Origin of the sequence: Tabrizicola flagellatus (genome assembly GCF_046295235.1) — a bacterium.
In the GTDB taxonomy this organism is placed as follows: Bacteria; Pseudomonadota; Alphaproteobacteria; order Rhodobacterales; family Rhodobacteraceae; genus Tabrizicola; species Tabrizicola flagellata_A.
Genome location: NZ_JBKBLV010000020.1, coordinates 40359 through 59607 on the forward strand (window position 1 = coordinate 40359; position 19249 = coordinate 59607).

23 protein-coding genes are annotated in these 19249 nt (G+C 66.3%); 9 read left to right on the forward strand and 14 right to left on the reverse strand.

What is annotated here, in order from left to right; translation table 11 throughout:
- Nucleotide 1: 1 nt before the first annotated feature.
- The 10 genes from ACK4IU_RS10540 to greA form a co-directional block, all read right to left on the reverse strand.
- Nucleotides 2–316 carry an antifreeze protein gene (locus tag ACK4IU_RS10540; RefSeq protein ID WP_409734714.1) on the reverse strand — a complete coding sequence of 105 codons (315 nt, stop codon included), beginning with the start codon at nt 314–316 and terminating at the stop codon, nt 2–4.
- A 13-nt stretch (nt 317–329) separates the two neighbouring features.
- Nucleotides 330–725: a carboxymuconolactone decarboxylase family protein gene (locus ACK4IU_RS10545; protein ID WP_409734717.1), complete on the reverse strand. Its 396-nt coding sequence runs from the start codon at nt 723–725 to the stop codon at nt 330–332.
- On the reverse strand, nt 725–1540 hold the full coding sequence (locus tag ACK4IU_RS10550) for a cyclase family protein (protein WP_409734719.1): 816 nt from the start codon (nt 1538–1540) through the stop codon (nt 725–727). The genes ACK4IU_RS10545 and ACK4IU_RS10550 overlap by 1 nt, the downstream gene beginning before the upstream one ends.
- Nucleotides 1541–1603: 63 nt before the next feature.
- On the reverse strand, nt 1604–1912 hold the full coding sequence (locus ACK4IU_RS10555) for an urease subunit beta (RefSeq protein ID WP_409734791.1): 309 nt from the start codon (nt 1910–1912) through the stop codon (nt 1604–1606).
- Complete coding sequence (locus ACK4IU_RS10560) at nt 1909–2082, reverse strand: hypothetical protein (protein WP_409734721.1); 174 nt, start codon at nt 2080–2082, stop codon at nt 1909–1911. The genes ACK4IU_RS10555 and ACK4IU_RS10560 overlap by 4 nt, the downstream gene beginning before the upstream one ends.
- Nucleotides 2083–2092: 10 nt before the next feature.
- Nucleotides 2093–2395, reverse strand: coding sequence for an urease subunit gamma (locus ACK4IU_RS10565; RefSeq protein WP_409734723.1), 303 nt, complete (start codon nt 2393–2395; stop codon nt 2093–2095).
- 9 nt (nt 2396–2404) lie between these two features.
- A complete protein-coding gene (locus ACK4IU_RS10570; RefSeq protein WP_409734725.1) occupies nt 2405–3229 on the reverse strand; it encodes an urease accessory protein UreD in 825 nt (274 codons plus the stop codon).
- A gap of 244 nt (nt 3230–3473) precedes the next feature.
- Complete coding sequence (locus ACK4IU_RS10575; protein WP_409734727.1) at nt 3474–4130, reverse strand: peroxiredoxin; 657 nt, start codon at nt 4128–4130, stop codon at nt 3474–3476.
- 150 nt (nt 4131–4280) lie between these two features.
- The gene (locus ACK4IU_RS10580; RefSeq protein ID WP_409734729.1) at nt 4281–5318 is read right to left on the reverse strand and encodes a hypothetical protein; all 1038 of its coding nucleotides are present in this window, start codon (nt 5316–5318) and stop codon (nt 4281–4283) included.
- Between the two features lie 15 nt (nt 5319–5333).
- Nucleotides 5334–5804 carry a transcription elongation factor GreA gene (gene greA / locus ACK4IU_RS10585; protein WP_409734731.1) on the reverse strand — a complete coding sequence of 157 codons (471 nt, stop codon included), beginning with the start codon at nt 5802–5804 and terminating at the stop codon, nt 5334–5336.
- A 278-nt stretch (nt 5805–6082) separates the two neighbouring features.
- Here greA and ACK4IU_RS10590 point away from each other — a divergent pair, with 278 nt between their 5' ends.
- From ACK4IU_RS10590 to ACK4IU_RS10600, 3 genes are all read left to right on the forward strand, one after another.
- Entirely contained in the window at nt 6083–7729 is a 1647-nt protein-coding gene (locus tag ACK4IU_RS10590) for a 4Fe-4S dicluster domain-containing protein (protein WP_409734733.1), read from the forward strand.
- Nucleotides 7730–7856: 127 nt separating this feature from the next.
- Nucleotides 7857–9584 carry a tetratricopeptide repeat protein gene (locus tag ACK4IU_RS10595; RefSeq protein ID WP_409734735.1) on the forward strand — a complete coding sequence of 576 codons (1728 nt, stop codon included), beginning with the start codon at nt 7857–7859 and terminating at the stop codon, nt 9582–9584.
- Entirely contained in the window at nt 9574–10425 is an 852-nt protein-coding gene (locus ACK4IU_RS10600) for a 4-(cytidine 5'-diphospho)-2-C-methyl-D-erythritol kinase (RefSeq protein ID WP_409734738.1), read from the forward strand. Before ACK4IU_RS10595 ends, ACK4IU_RS10600 begins: the two co-directional genes overlap by 11 nt.
- 198 nt (nt 10426–10623) lie before the next feature.
- Here ACK4IU_RS10600 and fliP read toward each other — a convergent pair whose 3' ends face one another.
- From fliP to fliF, 4 genes are read right to left on the reverse strand one after another with little or no spacing between them, the layout of a single operon-like run.
- Nucleotides 10624–11313 (reverse strand): flagellar type III secretion system pore protein FliP, encoded by a 690-nt coding sequence (gene fliP, locus ACK4IU_RS10605; protein ID WP_409734793.1) that lies wholly within the window; start codon nt 11311–11313, stop codon nt 10624–10626.
- A 44-nt stretch (nt 11314–11357) separates the two neighbouring features.
- A complete protein-coding gene (locus ACK4IU_RS10610; protein WP_149588371.1) occupies nt 11358–11627 on the reverse strand; it encodes a FliM/FliN family flagellar motor switch protein in 270 nt (89 codons plus the stop codon).
- An 8-nt stretch (nt 11628–11635) separates the two neighbouring features.
- Nucleotides 11636–12217, reverse strand: coding sequence for a flagellar biosynthesis protein (locus tag ACK4IU_RS10615; RefSeq protein WP_409734741.1), 582 nt, complete (start codon nt 12215–12217; stop codon nt 11636–11638).
- The gene (gene fliF / locus ACK4IU_RS10620; protein WP_409734743.1) at nt 12217–13827 is read right to left on the reverse strand and encodes a flagellar basal-body MS-ring/collar protein FliF; all 1611 of its coding nucleotides are present in this window, start codon (nt 13825–13827) and stop codon (nt 12217–12219) included. Before fliF ends, ACK4IU_RS10615 begins: the two co-directional genes overlap by 1 nt.
- A 115-nt stretch (nt 13828–13942) precedes the next feature.
- Between fliF and fliL the strand changes: the two genes are divergently transcribed.
- From fliL to ACK4IU_RS10650, 6 genes are all read left to right on the forward strand, one after another.
- Complete coding sequence (fliL, locus tag ACK4IU_RS10625; protein WP_409734745.1) at nt 13943–14422, forward strand: flagellar basal body-associated protein FliL; 480 nt, start codon at nt 13943–13945, stop codon at nt 14420–14422.
- 11 nt (nt 14423–14433) lie between these two features.
- The gene (locus ACK4IU_RS10630) at nt 14434–14832 is read left to right on the forward strand and encodes a hypothetical protein (RefSeq protein ID WP_409734747.1); all 399 of its coding nucleotides are present in this window, start codon (nt 14434–14436) and stop codon (nt 14830–14832) included.
- A 38-nt stretch (nt 14833–14870) separates the two neighbouring features.
- Nucleotides 14871–15386, forward strand: a complete 516-nt coding sequence (locus ACK4IU_RS10635) for a MotE family protein (RefSeq protein ID WP_409734749.1) — start codon at nt 14871–14873, stop codon at nt 15384–15386.
- Nucleotides 15387–15455: 69 nt separating this feature from the next.
- Nucleotides 15456–16325: a flagellar motor stator protein MotA gene (motA, locus tag ACK4IU_RS10640; protein WP_409734751.1), complete on the forward strand. Its 870-nt coding sequence runs from the start codon at nt 15456–15458 to the stop codon at nt 16323–16325.
- A complete protein-coding gene (locus ACK4IU_RS10645) occupies nt 16322–18487 on the forward strand; it encodes a hypothetical protein (RefSeq protein WP_409734754.1) in 2166 nt (721 codons plus the stop codon). Before motA ends, ACK4IU_RS10645 begins: the two co-directional genes overlap by 4 nt.
- Before the next feature lie 90 nt (nt 18488–18577).
- Nucleotides 18578–19249 (forward strand): transglycosylase SLT domain-containing protein, encoded by a 672-nt coding sequence (locus ACK4IU_RS10650; RefSeq protein ID WP_409734757.1) that lies wholly within the window; start codon nt 18578–18580, stop codon nt 19247–19249.

Below are 19249 nucleotides of genomic sequence, written 5' to 3' on the forward strand. Positions count from 1 at the left end.
CTCAGGGCTTGCCGGGGCCGCGGGCGGCGAGGCGCTTGACGTTGGACCGGGTGCGGCGGGCGATGGGTTTCAGCGCGAGGTCGGCGATCGCGGCGGGCGGCTTGCCGGCCATCACCGCCCGCGAGGCGGCAACGGCCGACTCGCCGACCGCCGCCACCTTCTCGGACGACATCCGGGCGGTTTCCGAGGGCGTTACCCGCCACATGCCCATCATCCCCCACAGTCGCATGGCGATAACCGCCTGCGCTTCCATCAGCATCATCCCGGTCCTCAGCGACAGCGCGATCACCTGGGCCGGGGTCATCATCGGATACATGGGCAAGCTCTCCTCATGCGCGGAACCGGTCATCCACCGGCACCGACAGGGCGGTGGCCAGCGCATTGGTCTGCGCCGCCAGTGCGATCACCGATAGCAACTCTCCATGTTGGGCGGATGACATCCCCTTGGCCTTCGCGGCCGCGGTGTGGGAATGCACGCAGTAGTCGCAGCCGTTGGCAGCGGAGACGGCAATGTAGATCATCTCCTTCACGAGGGGATCGAGCGCACCGGGCGCCATCACCGCCTGCACCCTGTCCCAGACCGCCTTCAGCAAGGCCGGCTCGTGCGCGAGTGCGCGCCAGAAGTTGTTGACGTAGTCCGTCTGCCGCTTGGCGCGGATGTCGGCGAAGACGGCGAGGGCCTCGGCCCCCGCCTCCTCGTCCCGCAGAAGGGGGACGGTCGCCATCACAGCACCGCCATCACGCGGGCCGGGCCGCCGGTGCCCTGCTTGTGCTTCGGCGCGCCGATGAAGACCGTGGCGCCCTTGGCCGGCAGCTGGTCGAGGTTCGCCATGTTCTCGATCCCGAAGCGCCCGCCGGGCAGCCAGCTGAAATGCACCGCGAAATCGGCCGAGTTGCCGGGGTCGAGCGACAGCGTGTCCACCCCGATGCAGGCCACGTCCATCGCGGCCAGCATGTCCGTTGCCGCCTTGGAAAAACCGGGGAAGGCCAGCTTGCCATCGGGCGTGTTGCGGAAATCCGGGGAGCCGACCTTGGCCGCCCAGCCCGAGTTCAACGCCACGCAGGCGCCCGCCGGGATCTCGCCGTTGGCGCTGACCCAGGCTTCCAGATCGGCGGGCTCCACCATCGCATTGGCGTCGTCCTTCGCCTTCGCGGTCAGGTCGATGACGCAGAGCGGGCAGACCAGCCGCTCTGGCGCCAGATCGGCGACCGAGGTGCCGTCGGCGGTGAAGTGCAGCGGCGCGTCGATATGGGTGCCGGTGTGTTCGTAGATCGTCAGCTTCCACAGCTGATAACCGTTGCCCTCGAACTTCACGGCGGGGTCGTAAAGGATGCCGGGATTGCCGTCGAAGGTCGGGAAGGACCCGTCATAGGCATGGGTCAGGTCCACCACCTTGCCCGCGGCCTTGGCAAGGGCGGGTTTTGCCGTGGTCAGGCCAGAGGCCATCACCGCGGCGGTGGTCGCCGCCGCGCCGGTGAACAGCGCGCGGCGGGACAGCATCGAGGACTTGATGTTCTCGATCAGGCAAGCGTCACACATGGGGCTTTCTCCCTGTTGGTTGGAAAGCCCAGCGTTTGCCGTCTGTTGCCCTTGCGTCAAGCGTCATCCCAGCGGCCCCATCACCTTCTTGTTGAACCCGAAGACCACCCGTGCGCCACCATAGGGGACCAGCCGGACCTCGCGGCTCTGTCCCGGCTCGAAACGGACGGCGGTGCCGGCGGGGATGTCGAGGCGCTGGCCCATGGCGGCGCCGCGGTCGAAGGACAGCGCGGCGTTGGTCTCGGCAAAGTGGTAGTGGCTGCCAACCTGCACCGGCCGGTCGCCGGTATTTGCGACCATCAGAGTGGTGACGGGCTGGCCGGCGTTCAACTCGATCTCGCCCGCAGCGGGAAGGATCTCGCCCGGGATCATGACCGCGCCCATCGGTAGACAAGATAGCCGAGCACGGCCACGACGGCGGCGATCATCGCCAGGTGGTCCGGCTCGACAAGCAGGTGCAGCAGGCCCGTGGCATGATGGTCCCCCGGATGGGCCAGGGCCGCAGAAGGGAGAAGGGTCAGGACGGGGACAAGGCGTTGCATCGGGGGCCTCTCAACGGATGGGGTGGTGGACGGTGACAAGCTTGGTGCCGTCGGGGAAGGTCGCCTCGACCTGCACGGAATGGATCATCTCGGGGATGCCCGCCATGCACTGGTCGGCCCGGATCACATGGGCGCCGGCCTCCATCAGGTCGGCGACCGAGCGGCCGTCGCGGGCGCCCTCGACGACGAAATCGGTGATCAGCGCCACCGCCTCGGGGTGGTTCAGCTTGACGCCGCGCGCCAGCCGGTTGCGCGCGACCATCGCCGCCACGCTTATCAGAAGCTTTTCCCGCTCGCGGGGGGTCAGGTTCATCGCGTCTTCTCACATCTGCCAGACGCGGGGCAGGGGGCCGTCGCGCAGCACCTCGAGCACCCGCAGGACCTGCCGCCGGAGCGGCCAGCTGTCCGCCGCCATCAGGCGCAGCGTCAGCTTGCCGTCGAAGCCGGAGGCCCCCGCCGACACGCCGGGTTCGTCCAGCACCGCCCGCATCGCCGCCACCCGCGCCTCGGCCCCCTGGGCCACCAGCGCAAGGCTGGCAAAGGCCCGCGCGCCCTGCAGGACGCCCGGCCCTGCCGACAGGGCCGCGTCCCCCAGTCGCAACGGCTCGACCAGCACCGGAACGTCGCCGCGCAGGACCTGCCGGCGGTCCACCAGGCTGACCCGCCGCACCGCCTCGCCCATCGCCGCGCGGCCGAGGACCACCGCCTCCAGCAGGAGGCACGACGCACCCGCAGCCAGCCGCACCGTCGTCACACGCTCCAGCGCCGATGCGTCGAACAGGATCGTCTCCTGCGGTAGCCAGTCGAGATGCGCACCCGCGCCAAGGTCATGACTCACCGTGACACGCGCGATGCCGGCGTCGGAACGATAGGCCCGTTCCGCCGTCTGGGTCGTGGCCGTCACGCGAGAACCCGCGGCCAGGCTCAGCGCAAGGGCCAGCCGGTCGCCGCCGGTCATCCCGCCCGAGGTGTTCAGGAACACCGCCTCCGGCCCCTGCGCCCCCGGATGCACGAAGGCCTTGGCCGAGCCCTCCTGCCGCAACCCTGCCAGCCGGGTCCCCGAGGCCGCCAGGCGGAAGTCCACCCGCGCAAGGCCATGGCTGCGCTCGACAGGCGCTAGGGCAGAGGCGGGGCGGGGCAGGTCCATCAGCATGACGGCCACAGCTAAGCGCCCCGCGCATGCCGTGTCCTCGCCCGACCGCAGCAGGCACCCGTTGCCGCCCGCCAACACCGCGCCCGGCGACCAGAAACCGGGCAGTTTGCCCAGGAAACCGGCAACCCGAAAAGCGGACGGGCAGAAACGCCCGCGGATCACCGGCATCCGAAAGGTGCCCTGCCCCTGCGCCGTTCCTCACGACGGCGGGCCGACCGAAGGAACGGCAGCGGGCCGGTCAGGCCGGCGACTTGGCGAAACGCAGGTAGGGCAGCTTGATGTCCAGTTCGCCGAACCGTTCCCTGGCCTGATCATTGTTCAGCGCCAGAGCCACGATCACGTCCTGACCCGGCACCCAGTTCGCGGGCGTCGCCAGCGGCACGCCGTCGGTCTTCTGCACCGCGTCCAGCGCGCGCAGGATTTCCGCGAAGTTGCGGCCGATCGACATCGGGTAGGTCATCGACAGGCGGATCTTCTTGTCCGGCCCGATGATGTAGACCGTCCGCACCGTGGCCGAGTTCGCGGGCGTCCGCCCCTCGGTCGGCAGGTAGTAGTCGGCGGGCAGCATGTCATAGGCCTTGGCGACCGTCAGGCTGGTGTCGTCGATGATCGGGAAATCGGCCGGAGCGCCGCCGAAGGCCTCGATGTCGCGCTTCCACTTCTCGTGGTCCTGCACGCTGTCCACCGACACGCCGATCACCTTGGTGTTGCGCTTCTTCCATTCGGCGGCCAGCTGCGCCACGGCGGCGAATTCCGTGGTGCAGACCGGGGTGAAATCGCGCGGGTGGCTGAAGATGATGCCGTAGCTGTCGCCCAGCCACTCGTGGAACCGGATGGTCCCGGCGGTGGACTCGGCGGTGAAATCGGGGGCAACGTCGTTGATGCGGACGGCCATGAGTAACCTCGTTCGATTGGACTCCTGTCTGGCGCGGAACATATGCCGACTGGAACAGGGTTTCATCCCCCTGCGACGATTGGCCATCGAAAAGAAAAGCCGTTCGCTTTCCGGGATCCTAACCGGACGAAAGTTTCGCCTCTCGGCAAATCAGTCGAACGTCCCGGTCACCCGGCCGAACAGCATGAAGGCCCGCGCCGTGCGCGTGTCGGCCAGCTCGACGAGTTCGGCGTCCGTGGCGTTCGGCTCGAAGGCCGCGAAGGCCTTGTCGAAAGCGCGCAGGAAATGGTGCGCGGCGTCGCGGAACACCGGGTCCGACTTCATCCGCGCCGCCGTCAGCGCCAGCGAGGCCCGGTCGCGGATCCCGCCCAGCGCCGCGATCGACCGCCCGCGCTCGCCGGCGGCAAAGCGCCGCCAAAGCTCCGGGTGGCACATGTCGGGTTGCAGGTCGTCCATGTAGATGCCGTCCTGGCTGAGCAGCGTCAGCACGTCCTGCGCCGCGCGGATCAGCTTGGCCGAGGTCCGGTCCTCCAACGCGAGGCGCAGGGCGCGGAAGCCCTCCTTGTCCTCGGGCGTCTCGGGGAATTGCAGCGCACGGATGAAGCTTGCCACCGACAGGGGCGGGCGGAACTCCTCGGGCGGGGTGCCCAGCGCCAGGGTCGGTTCTTCGGCGGCCGGTTCCGGGCGCGGCTGGACCAGGGCGGCCTTGCGATCGGCCGAGGGCACCGACAGGGCGGTGTCCCGCCGCGAGGAGAAGGTCGCCAGCACCGTTTCCGCCTGCTTGGTCGAGGCGGCGATCTCGTCGATCTTCCTTTCGACCGCCGGGGTCAGTCCCGAAGGCTGGCCCTGCCCCTGCGCCTGCACATAGCTGGACCGCATGGCATCGACCGTGGCCTGCAACCGCTTTGCCTCGGCGCGGAGTTCCCGGATCGACCGCAGCGTGATGACCACCGCCCAGATCAGCGCGATGGGCAGGAAGACCATGAGCAGGGTCATGATCAGGCCCAAGGTGCGGGTCTCGCTGCCCGGGGGCGTGACCAGCACATAGACCAGGATCAGCAGGACCCAGACGAGGCTGAGGGCGACGCCCGCGATCTCCATCCCGCGGCTCGGCGGGTCGTTCATCTGCGCCAGGGGGCCGGATCCAAGCCCGCTGGCGACCTTGATGGGATCATGCGGCGGTTTCACCAGGGCGCCCCCGGATCAGAGGTAACGGATCGACAGGATTTCGTAGGACCGGGTGCCGCCCGGCGTCTTGACCTCGACGCTGTCGCCTTCTTCCTTGCCGATCAGGGCCCGGGCCAGCGGAGAGCGCAGGTTCAGAAGCCCGTTCTCGATGTCGGCCTCGACCTCGCCGACGATCTGGTAGGTCTTTTCCTCGTCGGTCTCTTCGTCCACCAGCGTCACCGTCGCGCCGAACTTGACCGGGCCGGACAGTTTCGATGGGTCGATGACATCGGCCAGCGACAGGATGCCCTCCAGCTCCTTGATGCGGCCCTCGATGAAGCCCTGCTTCTCGCGCGCTGCGTGATATTCGGCGTTCTCGGACAGGTCGCCGTGTTCGCGCGCCTCGGCGATGTCGCGGATGATCGCCGGACGGTCCACCGTCTTGAGCTGCTTCAGTTCCGCATCCAGCGCATCGAACCCGCGCCGGGTCATCGGGATCTTTTCCATCGGTATTCCACAGTAAAAGAAGAAGCCACGGATCGGGACACGATCCATGACTTCGGTCAATTCTGCCTCACCTCACCCGATGAGGCCCTGAATTGCAAGGGGTCATGCCGTTTGTGGTCGGCGGCCTGTCGCCGGCGGGACAGAATGTTTCGCGCGGCCGGGTCGGTCTTGCCGTGATGTTGCGTCACGGTTGACCTCGGGTCCGACCTGCGGCAACAGGGGTGCCGCAAATAGCCAGCGTTTCACGGCCGGGACCGGCTGCCGGGGAAGGACAAGCGATGACTTCGATCCAGCGCGAGAAGATGGACTATGACGTGGTGATCGTGGGGGCGGGGCCTGCGGGCCTGTCGGCCGCGATCCGGCTGAAGCAGCTGGACCCGGAACGGTCGGTCGTCGTTCTGGAAAAGGGCTCCGAGGTCGGCGCGCATATCCTGTCGGGCGCGGTGCTTGACCCCTCGGGTCTGGACGCGCTCTTGCCCGACTGGCGCAACATGGACGCGCCGATCAAGGTGCCGGTGCGCGAGGACAACTTCTACCTCCTCGGTCCCGCTGGCCAGGTCCGCATCCCGAACTGGCCGATGCCGCCCCTGATGTCGAACCACGGCAACTACATCGTCTCGATGGCCAACGTCTGCCGCTGGATGGCGGGCGTGGCCGAGGGGCTGGGCGTGGAGATCTTCCCCGGCATGGCCTGTTCGGAGCTGGTGTTCGAGGATGACAAGGTGGTCGGCGTCGTCGCCGGAGAATTCGGCCGCGACCCGGAAACCCGCGAGCCGGGGCCCGCCTACGAACCCGGCATGGAGCTGCGCGGCAAGTATGTGTTCCTGTCGGAAGGGGTGCGCGGCAGCCTGGCGAAGCAGGTGATCGAGAAATACGACCTGTCGAAAGGCAAATGCCCGCAGAAATTCGGCCTGGGCATGAAGGAAATCTGGGAGATCGACCCCGCCAAGCACCGCGAGGGGACGGTGACGCACACGATGGGCTGGCCGCTGGGCAGGAACGCCGGCGGCGGGTCGTTCATCTATCACCTGGAGAACAACCAGGTCTATGTCGGCTTCGTGGTCCACCTGAACTACGAGAACCCGCACCTCTACCCCTACATGGAGTTCCAGCGCTTCAAGCATCACCCGATGGTCGCGGAACTTCTGAATGGTGGCAAGCGCGTGGCCTATGGCGCACGGGCGATCAGCGAGGGCGGCTGGCAGTCGATCCCGAAGATGGTGGCGCCGGGCGTCGCGCTTCTGGGCTGCTCGGCGGGCCTCGTGAACGTGCCCCGCATCAAGGGCAACCACAACGCCATGCTCTCGGGCAAGGCCGCCGCCGAGGCCGCCCATGCCGCGATCATCGCGGGCCGCTCCGGGGACGAGTTGACCGCCTATGAGACCGAGGTCCGCACCGGCGCCATCGGCAAGGATCTGAGAAAGGTGCGCAACGTCAAGCCGCTCTGGTCGAAGTACGGCCTGACCGCCAGCCTGATGGGCGGCGGCATCGACATGTGGCTCAACACCATAGGCCTGACCGCTTTCGGCACGCTGCGCCATGGCAAGTCCGACGCCGCCGCGACCGGCAAGGCCAAGGATTTCAAGCCGATCGACTATCCCAAGCCCGACGGCAAGCTGTCCTTCGACCGGCTGACCAACGTCGCCTTCTCCTTCACCAACCATGACGAGAACCAGCCCGCCCATCTGGTGCTGAAGGATCCGTCCATTCCGATCCGGGTCAACCTGCCGCAGTACGCCGAACCGGCGCAGCGTTATTGCCCGGCGGGGGTCTACGAGGTGCTGGGCGAAGGCCAGGACGCGACCTTCCGGATCAACTTCCAGAACTGCGTCCACTGCAAGACCTGCGACATCAAGGATCCCAGCCAGAACATCACCTGGACCACGCCGATGGGCGGCGGCGGGCCGAACTACCCCAACATGTGAGCCAGCGCAGGGTCGGCTCACGAAAGCTTGTCCAGTTCGGGGATGTCCGGCTGCAAGGCCGGACAGCGCCACATTGCGCGCCCGCCCTCGCCGGGCTACCTTCGGCGGGACCGTCGAGGAGAGGCCCATGCGTTCCGTGATTTCCCGCACCTTTTCCGCCCTGGTGCTTGCGGTGGCTCTGGGCGCGCCTCTTCAAGCCGAGGACGACATCAACACCGGGGCCTACCTCGCAGCCCGGATCGCCGAAAGCGAGAACGACTTCCGCGCCGCCGCTGGCTGGTATGCCCAGGCAATCGCCGCAGACCCGGGCAACCCGGCGCTGCTGGACGGGGCAATTCTCGCCAATATCGGCGTCGGCAACTTTACCCAGGCGATCGAGCTTGCAGCGATGCGGCGCGACCTGGGCAAGGACCAGGGCATCGACCGCAGCCAGCTTGCCGACCTGGTGCTGCTGGCTGACGAGGCGCAACGCGAGGATTATGCTGCGATCCAGGCAGCGGCCGGGACGGGGCGCGATGTCGGCGACCTTGCCAACCAGCTGGTCCTGGCCTGGGCCAAGGTCGGCGACGGCAAGATGTCCGAAGCGGTCGAAGCTTTCGATGCGGTCACGAAGAAGCAGGGTTACGAGGCCTTCGGCTATTTCCACAAGGCGCTTGCCCTGGCCTCGGTCGGCGATTTCGAAGGCGCCGACAATATCCTGTCAGGCAAGGCCGCCGGGCCGATCGTCGTTATGCGTCGCGGGGTCTTCGCTCATGTGCAGATCCTGAGCCAGTTGGAACGCAACGCCGATGCGCTGGCCCTGTTGGACCGCAGCTTCGGCACCGGACCGGATCCAATGGTCGATCCCCTCCGCCGCCGCCTTCAGGCGGGAGAGCCGATACCCTTCGATGCGGTCCGCACGGCGCGGGATGGCATCGCCGAAGTTTTCTTCTCGATCTCGACCGCCCTGCAGGGAGGGGGCGATCCGGTCTACACGCTGCTTCACCTCCGCGTGGCCAGCTACCTGCGCCCGGACCACAGCGATGCGCTGCTGATGAGCGCGAACGTACTGGAGGATCTGAACCGGTACGACCTGGCAGCCGAGACCTACGCCCAGTTCACACCTGAGGATCCCGCCTTCGTCACCGCCGAGGTCGGTCGGGCGGGCGCCTTGCGCGCTCAGGGCAAGGCCGATGCCGCCATCGAAGCGTTGCGGACACTGGCCAGGGCGCATGGTGACCTGATGGGGGTGCAGTTCGCGCTGGGCGACATGCTGCGCGGGCAGGAACGGTTCACCGAGGCGGTTGCCGCCTATTCTGAGGCCATCGCCCTTGCCACGGCGGCCGGGCGGGAAGACTGGGTCCTGTATTTCTACCGCGGCATCTGCCACGAGCAGTCGAAGGACTGGGCCTCTGCCGAGGCCGACTTCCGTCGCGCGCTGGAGCTGAACCCGACTCAGCCGCAGGTGCTGAACTACCTCGGCTACGGGCTGGTGGACCGTGGTGAAAAGCTGGACGAGGCGCTTGGCATGATCGAGAAGGCCGTGGCCGGCGACCCCAAGCAGGGCTACATCATCGACAGCCTCGCCTGGGCCTACTTCAAGCTTGGCCGTTATGCCGAAGCGCTGGAACCGATGGAAAAGGCCTCGCTGTTGGAGCCTGTCGATCCGATCGTCACCGACCATCTTGGCGATGTCTACTGGATGAACGACCGCAAGCTGGAAGCCCGGTTCCAGTGGCGACGGGCTTTGTCCTTCAATCCGACGGAGAAGGATAAGGCGCGTATCATGCGCAAGCTCGAGATCGGTCTGGACGCGGTGATGGCTGAAGAGGGCACCGCACCGGCCCCGGTCAAGGCCGCCGAGAATGGCAACTGAGGCCGTCAGCGAAGCGGCACCCGCCAAGCTGAACCTGTGCCTGCATGTGACCGGACGCCGGGTGGACGGATATCACCTGCTCGACAGTCTGGTGGTCTTTTCCGACATTGCCGACCGGGTGTTCGCCAGCCCGGCCCGCGGTCTGTCGCTGGTGGTGGCCGGGCCGGAGGGCGCGGGTCTCCAGGCCGACTCGGACAATCTGGTTCTTCGCGCCGCCCGTTCCATGGGGGTGACGGATGCCGCGCTGGTGCTGGACAAGCGGCTGCCCATCGCCTCGGGCGTGGGTGGCGGGTCGGCGGATGCCGCGGCGACCCTGCGGGCGCTGGCCCGGCTGACCGGGCGACCCCTGCCCGCGATGTCCGATGTCCTGCGGCTTGGCGCGGATGTGCCGGTCTGCCTGGCCTGCCGTCCGTCCCGGATGACCGGTATCGGCGAGCGGGTGACCCCCCTCCCGCCCTTGCCGGCGCTGGGATGCGTGCTGGTCAACCCCCGCCTGCCGGTTCCCACGCCACAGGTCTTTGCCGCCCTCGACAGGCGCGACAACCCGGGCCTTCCGGACCTGCCCGCCTCTGCCCTGGCCTCGGCCGCCGGGTTTGCCGGCTGGCTGGCGGCGCACAGCCGGAACGACCTTGTCGCCGCTGCACGCGCCGTCGCGCCGGTGCTTGCCGAAGTCCAGGCGGCGCTTGAAGCCGCTCCCGGCTGCCTTCTCGCCCGGATGTCAGGGTCGGGCGGCACCCATTTCGGCCTCTTTGCCACCCCGGCGGCCGCCGCTACCGCTGCCGGACATCTCAAGGAACTGCATCCGTTCTGGTGGACGGAGGCCGGCCGGATCCTTGGCTGACCACCTCCGGCCGAAGGCTCGTCGAGCACTTGCGTACGCTCCTCGCGCCCGGTGCCAAACCTGTATTGGCAACTGTGAAGGACCTCGTCGGGGCGGCTCCGCGAAAGATGGTTTCCGGAGTCCTGACGTCCACAAGCATATCGTTGACTTTCCTATATAATCTTGAAATGTCCACCGTGGACAGAACCGGGCGCAGCCTCAGAAATAGCTTCGGACGAGCGCGCCCGAGATCAGGGTCCAGCCGTCCGCCACCACGAAGAAGATCAGCTTGAACGGCAGCGAGACGACGGCTGGCGGCACCATCATCATCCCCATCGACATCAGGATCGCCGCGACGACCAGGTCGATGATGAGGAAGGGCAGGTAGATCATGAAGCCGATCTCGAAGGCCCGCTGGATTTCGGACAGAAGGAAGGAGGGCACCAGAAGAGACAAGGGTGCGTCCGCAGGTGCGACGGGCGCGGTCGCGCGCAGGTCCTGCAGGGTCTGCAGGGTCTCGGGATCGACCCGCAGCGCCATGAATGCCCGGAACGGCGCAATCGCCGCCTTCAACCCCGGACCGATCTCCATCGTCCCGTTGGTCATGGGCTCGATGCCCTTGACCCAGGCTTCGGTGAAGACCGGATCCATCACGAACCAGGTCAGGAACATGGCCAGGCTGATGATCAGCATGTTGGGCGGCGCCTGCTGCAAGCCGATGGCCTGACGCAGGATCGACAGGACCGTGACGATGAAGGGAAAACAGGTGACCATCACCGCGAGCCCCGGCAGGATCGAGAGCACGGTAATCAGCAGCAACAGCTGAACCGAGCGCAACGACAGCGATTCTCCGCCCGCCCCGCCAAGGTCGATCGACATCTGTTGCGCCAGCGCCGGCCCGGACAGCATGCCCAGCACGACGACCAGTGCCGCGGTCAGGCCGGGGGAAAGCCTCACAATCCGCCTCGCAGGTTGGCGACTTCCGTCAGGCGGACCGCCAGTTGCCCCGCGTGATCGCCCTCCAGTTCGGTCAGCTCGCCACGAGCGATCAGACGATCCCCGACATAGAGTTCGACCGGATCGTCCACCCTGCGGTCAAGTTGCAGCACGGCATCCTTGGACAGGCGCAGCAGATCGCGAACCAGGGGCCGGGCGCGTCCGACCGAGATCGTGACCTCGATCGGGACCTGGCTGAAGGGGTTGGTGTCTGCGATGTCTTCCATGGGGGTCCTCAGGTGTTGAGGGTGAAAAAGGCGCGGACCGCAGCCGCGATGTCGGCGGTGACCTGGGACAGATCGACACTCGCCTCGGCTGTCCCCAGGCGGAGATAGACCTGGCCCTCCGGCAAAGAGGGCTCTTCCTCGACCACGATCGGAAGGCCTGTCGCCTCGGCCAGGAGACCCTCGACCTGGCCACGGACCGCCGGATTGAGCACAAGGGTCACGGGCGCATCGGCCATTTCCTCGGCCAGCGGAGTCAGCGCTTCGAGAACGGTCGGCGCCAGCGCCTCGCGCGCGATTGCCGGCAGAAGCCGATTTGTCATCTCGAGCACCAGCGGTCGGATGGAGTTCAGGACATGGGCGCGCGCGTCCTGGAAGGTGAAGGCCAGGCTTTGCAGATTTCGCGCGAGATCCGCCCGGATCCGGGTCTGATCGCCCTGCTGAGCGGCAACGGCATCGTCCCAGCCGGCCGTGTAGCCCTGCTCGAACCCGGCGACCTTCGCCTCTTCGACTGCTGTCTCCTCGACCAGCGGCCGGATCGAGCCGTCATCCGTCGATGCTGTGTCAAACACCTCGAGACGCAGAGCGGGCATCAGACACGCTCCTCGTCATGTTCCATCCAGCCGCGCAGAATCTCGATCGACTCGGTCTGACGCTGCTCGATCAGACGACGCAGGCGGGTAGCCGGGTCTTCCTGGGTGCCATCTCCCGCCTCGGTCAACGTCGACCGGCCCGCACCGGCAAACTCGCCATAGTCGAGCCCGTCCTCAACTTCGCCCGTCAGGGCAACAGGATCAGCGGGCGTAGCCATTGGAAGCGCCAACGGAAGCTCGGGCGACGGCAGGGCCGACCGGTTTGCCGATGCCAGCACGGGGCGGATAACGAAAAGCCCCAGGATCAGGGCAACAGCCGCAAGCACCGCCGTCTGAATGATGGACATGACATCGATCTGTCCGATCGCCGGAATGATGCTGGCCGTTGTCGCCTCGGTCCCGGGAGGTGTCGGAACCTCCTGGAACTCCAAGGATTTGAGTGTCAGAACATCCCCACGGGCCTCATCCAGGCCCACAGCGGAAGCCACCAGCTCCCGCAGGGTCGCAAGTTCCTCGTCGGATCTGGGCGACCAGGAGCGCGTTCCGTCTGCGGCGGTCGTCACCACGCCGTCCACCATGACCGCAACGGTCATCCGGCGCACGGCACCTGGGCTGCGCAGGATCTCGCGCTGCGTCTCGGAAACCTCGTAGTTCACCCGTTCCCGGGTTTCGGAGTTCTGGCTCTTGCCAGAAGCTCCTGCCGTCGCATCGCCTTCCGGCAGATTCGAGGCGACGGTCACCTCACCACCAGGTTCGGTGCTGGACCCGCTTTTCTCTTCGGTTTCGGAGGAAATGGCCACGCGGCCTTGAGGATCGAACTTGCGCTCGGTGATCGACTCCCGATCGGAGTTGAGCTCGATGGAGACCTCGACAATCGCCTTTCCCGGGCCCACGCGCGCTGCCAGCAGACGCTCGACATTGCCCTTTATCGCAGCGGCACGGTCCTGCGCATTGCCGGACTCGAACTCCTGCACGTCTCCGCCGCCGATCAGACCCGAGACGGTGTCGATGATCTGCACGGCCTCGGGCGTCATCCCGGCCACCGCACTGGAAACCAGGTGCCGGATCGCCTTTGCCGTGGCCTCGTCCAGGTGTCCCGATGCCGTGGTCAGGGTAACCGACGCGGTCGGTGCGCCTTCCGGCCGGAAGGACCGGTTCGGGGCGCTTGCGATGTGGACACGCGCCGCCCTGATCTGCGGAATGGCGAGAAGCGTGCGGGCGATCTCGCCTTCCTTGGCCCGCCAGTAGGCCGCGTCGAACATCTGCGAGGTGGTTCCGAAGCCCGACAGCGAATCCAGAAGCTCGTAGCCAGCGCCGCCCACCGTGGGTAAACCGTCGGCCGCAAGGGACATCCGTAGGGCATCCCGTCGGCTGACGTCCACCAGGATCGAATCGCCCCTGATCTCGTAGCCGATGCCTTGCTGGTCGAGAGCCGCGACCACCTCGCCCGCGGCAGAAGGCTCCAGCCCCGCATAGAGCAGACCCATTTCCGGCCGACCTGCCATCCGGCTGAGGACAAGCACGGCGGTGAACATCGCCACTGTGGCACCCACGAGGATGATCCGTCGGCGAAGGTCAAGCGATGTCCAGATGGCGATCAGGTTCTGCAAGTCGATTCTCCGGCTCCGGCGTTCTGCCTTGGCTCACATTTGCCGGTCGGCCTTAACAATCGGTTAGTGACCTTTGATCTATGTTCGTTCTCATCCCGAAGCGGAGGCACGGAACATGGCGACGGCAGAAGCCACATTGGACGAGGAGCCGAAGAAGCGATCGAAGAAACCCCTGGTGGTCGGGCTTGCCTTGGCGCTGGTGCTTGGCGGGGTTGGCTTCTATGCCACGTTCTCGGGCCTGATTCTGGGCGGTGGAGGTCATGAACCGGCCGACCACGGCCCCGGCCCGCTCACCGGGGTCGCCTTCGTTCCATTGCCGACGATCGTCGTCTCGCTCGGCCCCGACTCGGGAAGCGAGCATCTGCGCTTCACGGCACAGCTGGAAGTCGTGGACACGGCGCAAGCGGATGTCGCCACGCTTTCGCCGCGGATCCTCGACGTGCTCAACAGCTATCTCCGCGCCATCGACTCCGCCTCGATCGAGGACCCTCAGGCCATGGCGCGACTGCGGGCGCAGATGTTGCGGCGTATCCAGGTCGTCACCGGCGAGGGACGGGTGCGCGACCTTCTGATCACCGAATTCGTGCTGAACTGAGGCGGAGCGCCATGGACATGATTTCAGACATCCTGCTTATGGCCGGCTCTTTCGGCGCCGCCATCTACTGCTTTGTCCTGTCGAATCGCCTGAAGCGGTTCACGACGCTCGAATCCGGGATGGGCGGGGCCATCGCGGTTCTGTCCGCACAGGTCGACGACATGACCGTCGCCCTTGAAAAGGCGAGGTCGGCGGCCAACGGGTCCGCCGAAAGCCTGGAGGCCCTGACAGCTCGGGGCGAGGCGGTTGCCCGCAAGCTGGAGCTTCTGGTCGCCTCGCTCCACGATCTCCCGGATCCGGCGGCAGCATCTGCGGCGCCGACTGCGACCGAGCCACCAGGGGCAGACGAACGCCGGCTGCGGCTTGTGCGCCGCCGCAGTCCGCGCAGTGCACTGGAGGCCGCGGAATGAGCCGCCGTCTGGGACAAGGCGCCCTGTTCGTGGTGGCCATGCTGTTCGCCTCGTCCGGGGCATTGCGCCTTGGATCCGGCGTGGGGGCGGCTCTGGCGAAGTCCGAAGCCGATACCGTGCAGGGACAGCCGGAACCCACCCGTTGCGAGATGCCGAGTGCCCTCGCGCAGGCCATGACGCTTCGCGAAGAGCGGATCGCAGCGCAGGAAGCATCGCTGAAGGATCGGCTGGCAGCCCTGGCGGTCGCCGATGCGGCAATCGCCCAGCGAATGGAAGAGCTGCGAAGCGTCGAGGAGGAGCTCAAGGCAACGATCGCCCTGGCCGACGGTGCTGCCGAGAAGGACATCCAGAAACTTACGGCGGTCTATCAGGCGATGAAACCCAAGGACGCGGCCGCCCTGTTCGAGACCATGTCTCCCGAATTTGCCGCGGGCTTTCTTGGCCGGATGCCTCCCGAGGCGGCAGCCGCCATCCTTTCGGGGATGTCGTCGGAGGCGGCCTACGGGGTCAGTGTCATCGTCGCCGGCCGCAACGCCGCCGCCCCCAAGGACTAGGTCTCCGGTCAGAGAGTGTTAACCCGGCGGGCGGATACTGCCTGCCTGAACAGACAGCAGGACTTTCCCATGCTCGGCTTCGTCGGCATTGCCGTTATCCTCGTCATGGTGTTCGGCGGCTATGTGATGGCCGGCGGCAAGATGGGCATCATTCTGAAAGCACTTCCGTTCGAGCTGGTCATGATCGGCGGGGCGGCCATCGGTGCCTTCCTGATCTCGAACGACTTGACAGGGGTCAAGCACACGATGAAGGACATCGGCAAGGTGTTCAGAGGCCCGAAGTGGAAGCCGGACGACTATCGCGATCTGTTGTGCCTTCTCTTCGAGCTGATCCGCCTTGCCCGCGCCAACCCCGTTGCGCTTGAGGAGCACATCGAGTCGCCGCACAGCTCGGCGATCATCGGAAAATATCCGCGCATCCAGCATGACCACGAGGCGATGGATCTCATCTGCGACACCCTGCGTGCGGCCTCGATGAACTACGACGACCCTCATCAGGTCGAGGAAGTTCTGGACAAACGCATGGAGGCCACGTTGCACCACGCGATGCATTCCAGCCATGCCCTGCAGACGGTCGCCGACGGCTTGCCCGCGCTTGGCATCGTTGCGGCCGTGCTGGGCGTCATCAAGACGATGGGGTCGATCGACCAGCCTCCCGAAGTGCTGGGCAAGATGATCGGCGGCGCGCTGGTCGGGACTTTCCTCGGCGTGTTTCTCGCCTACGGCCTGATGGGGCCCTTCGCGGCGCGGGTGAAGGCCGTTGTCGAGGAGGATATCCATTTCTACCAGCTTATCCGCGAGGTGCTGATCGCAAACCTCCACCGGCACCCGGCCAACATCTGCATCGAAGTCGGCCGCCAGAACACGCCGCACCACGTCCGGCCCGGATTCGGAGACCTGGAAGAAGCCATGCGGAACCTGAAACAGGAGGCCGCGTGATCCGTCTTGCCCTGATCCTTCTGTGCATTGCAGTTCCCGTCAGTGCTGAAACCGCTCGCGTCTATTCTGGCGAGCATGGCAGTTTCACCCGTCTGGTCGTCGAACTTCCGCACACGACCGAGTGGATACTCGGTCGCGCGGAAGGCGGATATGCCTTCGCAACCGTGGACAGGAAGCAGCCGGACTACGATCTTTCCAATGTCTGGCAGAGGATCACGCGTGCGCGCGCAGCCAATATCGCCACGGATCCCGACACCGGAACCCTTCGGCTGAGCATCGGCTGTGATTGCCACATCTTTCCCTTTGAGTACCGGCCAGGCGTCGTTGTTCTGGACATCAAGCCAGGCGAGGCTCCGCAGTCATCCGCATTCGAGTCCAGCTTTGAAAGCCGCTGGATGACAAAGCCTGCCGCGGAGCCAGCGCCCGTTTCCACGCCGTCTCCCAAGTACAGCTGGCTGGGCCGACGGGCTGCCTGGGGTCCGTCCGAGCAGACGCAGCCATTGCCTTTGCCCCTGGCAACCGGTGGCGTTTCGCTGGATCCTTTGCGCACCGAGCTTCTGGAGCAGCTCGCCCGAGGCGCGGCGGATGGACTCGTTGACCTGCGACTGCCGGTCGGGCCATCCGGAACTCCCCGGAGAGGGGTCGGCGACCTGCCCTGGTCCGGCGTCCGCATCGGGGAGCAACCCGGCCTTTCCGTCAACCTTCCCGGCACCCCCCGAAGCGAACCCGCATCCGCATCGAACTGCGCGGACGAGACGCTGCTGGATATCCAGGCCTGGGGCGAGTCGGGTTCGCCGGTGGATCTGTTGGCTTCGGCGCGGTCGGGACTGTACGGGGAATTCGATCAGATCGACCCCGACGCCATCCTTCGCTCCGTCCGCCTGCATCTGCATCTCGGCTTCGGCGCCGAGGCCGTGCAAATGGCTGGACTCATGTCCGACACACGCGAAGCCGAAACCCTGTCTCTCTACAAATCGATGGGCAGGATCATTGATGGTGAGCCCGATCCCGCAACGCCATTTGCCATGATGCTTGATTGCGATGGTCCGGCGGCGCTTTGGGCGGCGCTGGCCCGCGACCGTCTGCCTCGGCACAAAGGGATCAACCGCGCGGCAATCCTGCGCGCCTTTCTGGCCTTGCCACCGCACCTGCGCAACCACCTTGGCACGGGCTTGGCGGAACGTTTCCTCGCGGTCGGCGATCCAGATGCCGCTCGCATGGTTCGCGACGCCATGGCGCGAACCCCCAATGCCGAGGCGCAGTCGATCGCGCTGCTGGACGCCGCAAGCGATCTGCATCTTGGCAATTCGGACTCCGCCCAGCGCCATGCAGCCGATGCCGTGGCTCTGGATGGCAACAACGCGGATGGCCTGGTGACGCTGGTCGAAGCGCATTTTCGGAAGCTCCAACCCTTGGAAGCGGAGGTGGCAGAAACGCTAGGCTCGTTTCGGGGCGAGATCGGAGATACGGCCCGTGGTGAACAGGTCAAGCGCGCGATCGTCCTTTCTCTCGCCCTGTCAGACCAGTTCGATGCCGCCTTCGGCTATCAGGGCCTTGCGGAGGACGTGATCGCCGATCTTTGGCGGGTCGCAGCGTCGCGGGCAGATGACGACACGTTCTTGCGGCACGCCGTGCTTCCCGCCGATGCAGTCCCGCCGAAAGTCACGCAGAACCTTGAACTGGATATTGCCAAGCGCCTGCTGGATTTGGGCTTTCCTGACGCTGCGTTGGTCTGGACCGGTCAGGTATCGGTAGCCGACCCGCCACAGCGGAGATTGGTGGCGGCGGCGGCTCTGCTCCGGCTCGGTGATGCGCGATCCGTAGTGCAGCTGCTTGCGGGGCTGGACGACCCGAAGGGTGCTGCTGTCCGCGCACAAGCCCTCTTGCGGCTGAACGATCTTCCCGCAGCTGCCGCCGCGTTGTCGTCTGCGGGGAAACCGGATGACGCGGCCAGGGTCGAGCTGTGGCGAGGCGTGGCGGCTTCGGCAGACTCCCCAGTGCCGGAAGCATGGCGTGACCCTGCCCTTACCTCGATGCGGCTGGAACCGGATGCGACCTCCGGTCTTCTCGGGCGCGCTGCTTCCACGATGGAAGCGAGCCTCGCCTCACGCACCGCGATCAAGGCGCTGCTCGACTCGGTAAACCCGCCTGCGGGCGAGTGAACCCACTAACCATGCATAAAGAATTCCCCGGTAGGGTCGACGGGTGCCCGGCAGAATGCAGGGTCTGGCTCCATGCAGAGAAGTGAGAAGATGACCTTCGGCAAAGCAGCAACCGTCAGACTCTTCCTTGTCTTCGCAGTTCCGCTTCTGGCGCCGGTTCCTGGCAATTCGATGGGCAATCCCTCGGACCTTTGCCGGGAAGCGGCGGCCACGGCCTCGGTTCACAGCGGTGTACCCTATGCCGTCCTCCTTGCAATCACGACGGTGGAAAGCGGCCGTAACGGTCAGCCATGGCCGTGGACGGTCAACTTCGGCGGCGACGGGCAATGGTTCGACAGCCCGGGTGAAGCAGTGGACAGTGTTGCCCGTGCGCTGCGCGACGGGGCTACAAATCTGGACCTGGGCTGTTTCCAGCTGAACTATCGCTGGCATGCGGAGGCCTTCGCCTCGATAGACGAGATGCTGGACCCCGTCCGCAACGCCAGTTACGCTGCCGAATATCTGGCGAAACTCTATGCGCGCTCAGGGGACTGGGCGCTGGCCGCCGCCGCGTATCATTCGGCGACGCCAGAATACGCTGCAGCGTATCAGGGGAAATTCGAGACCGCCTACGCGCGATTTTCCGGAGAACCCGTGATCGAAGAGCCGGCCTTGCCGGACCGAAAGAACAGCTTTCCATTGCTCCTTGCGGGAGGCTCGGGTCGGAACGGCTCGCTGTTCTCAGCGACGGCAAGTCTGCGCCCGCTGATCGGGGGGCCATGA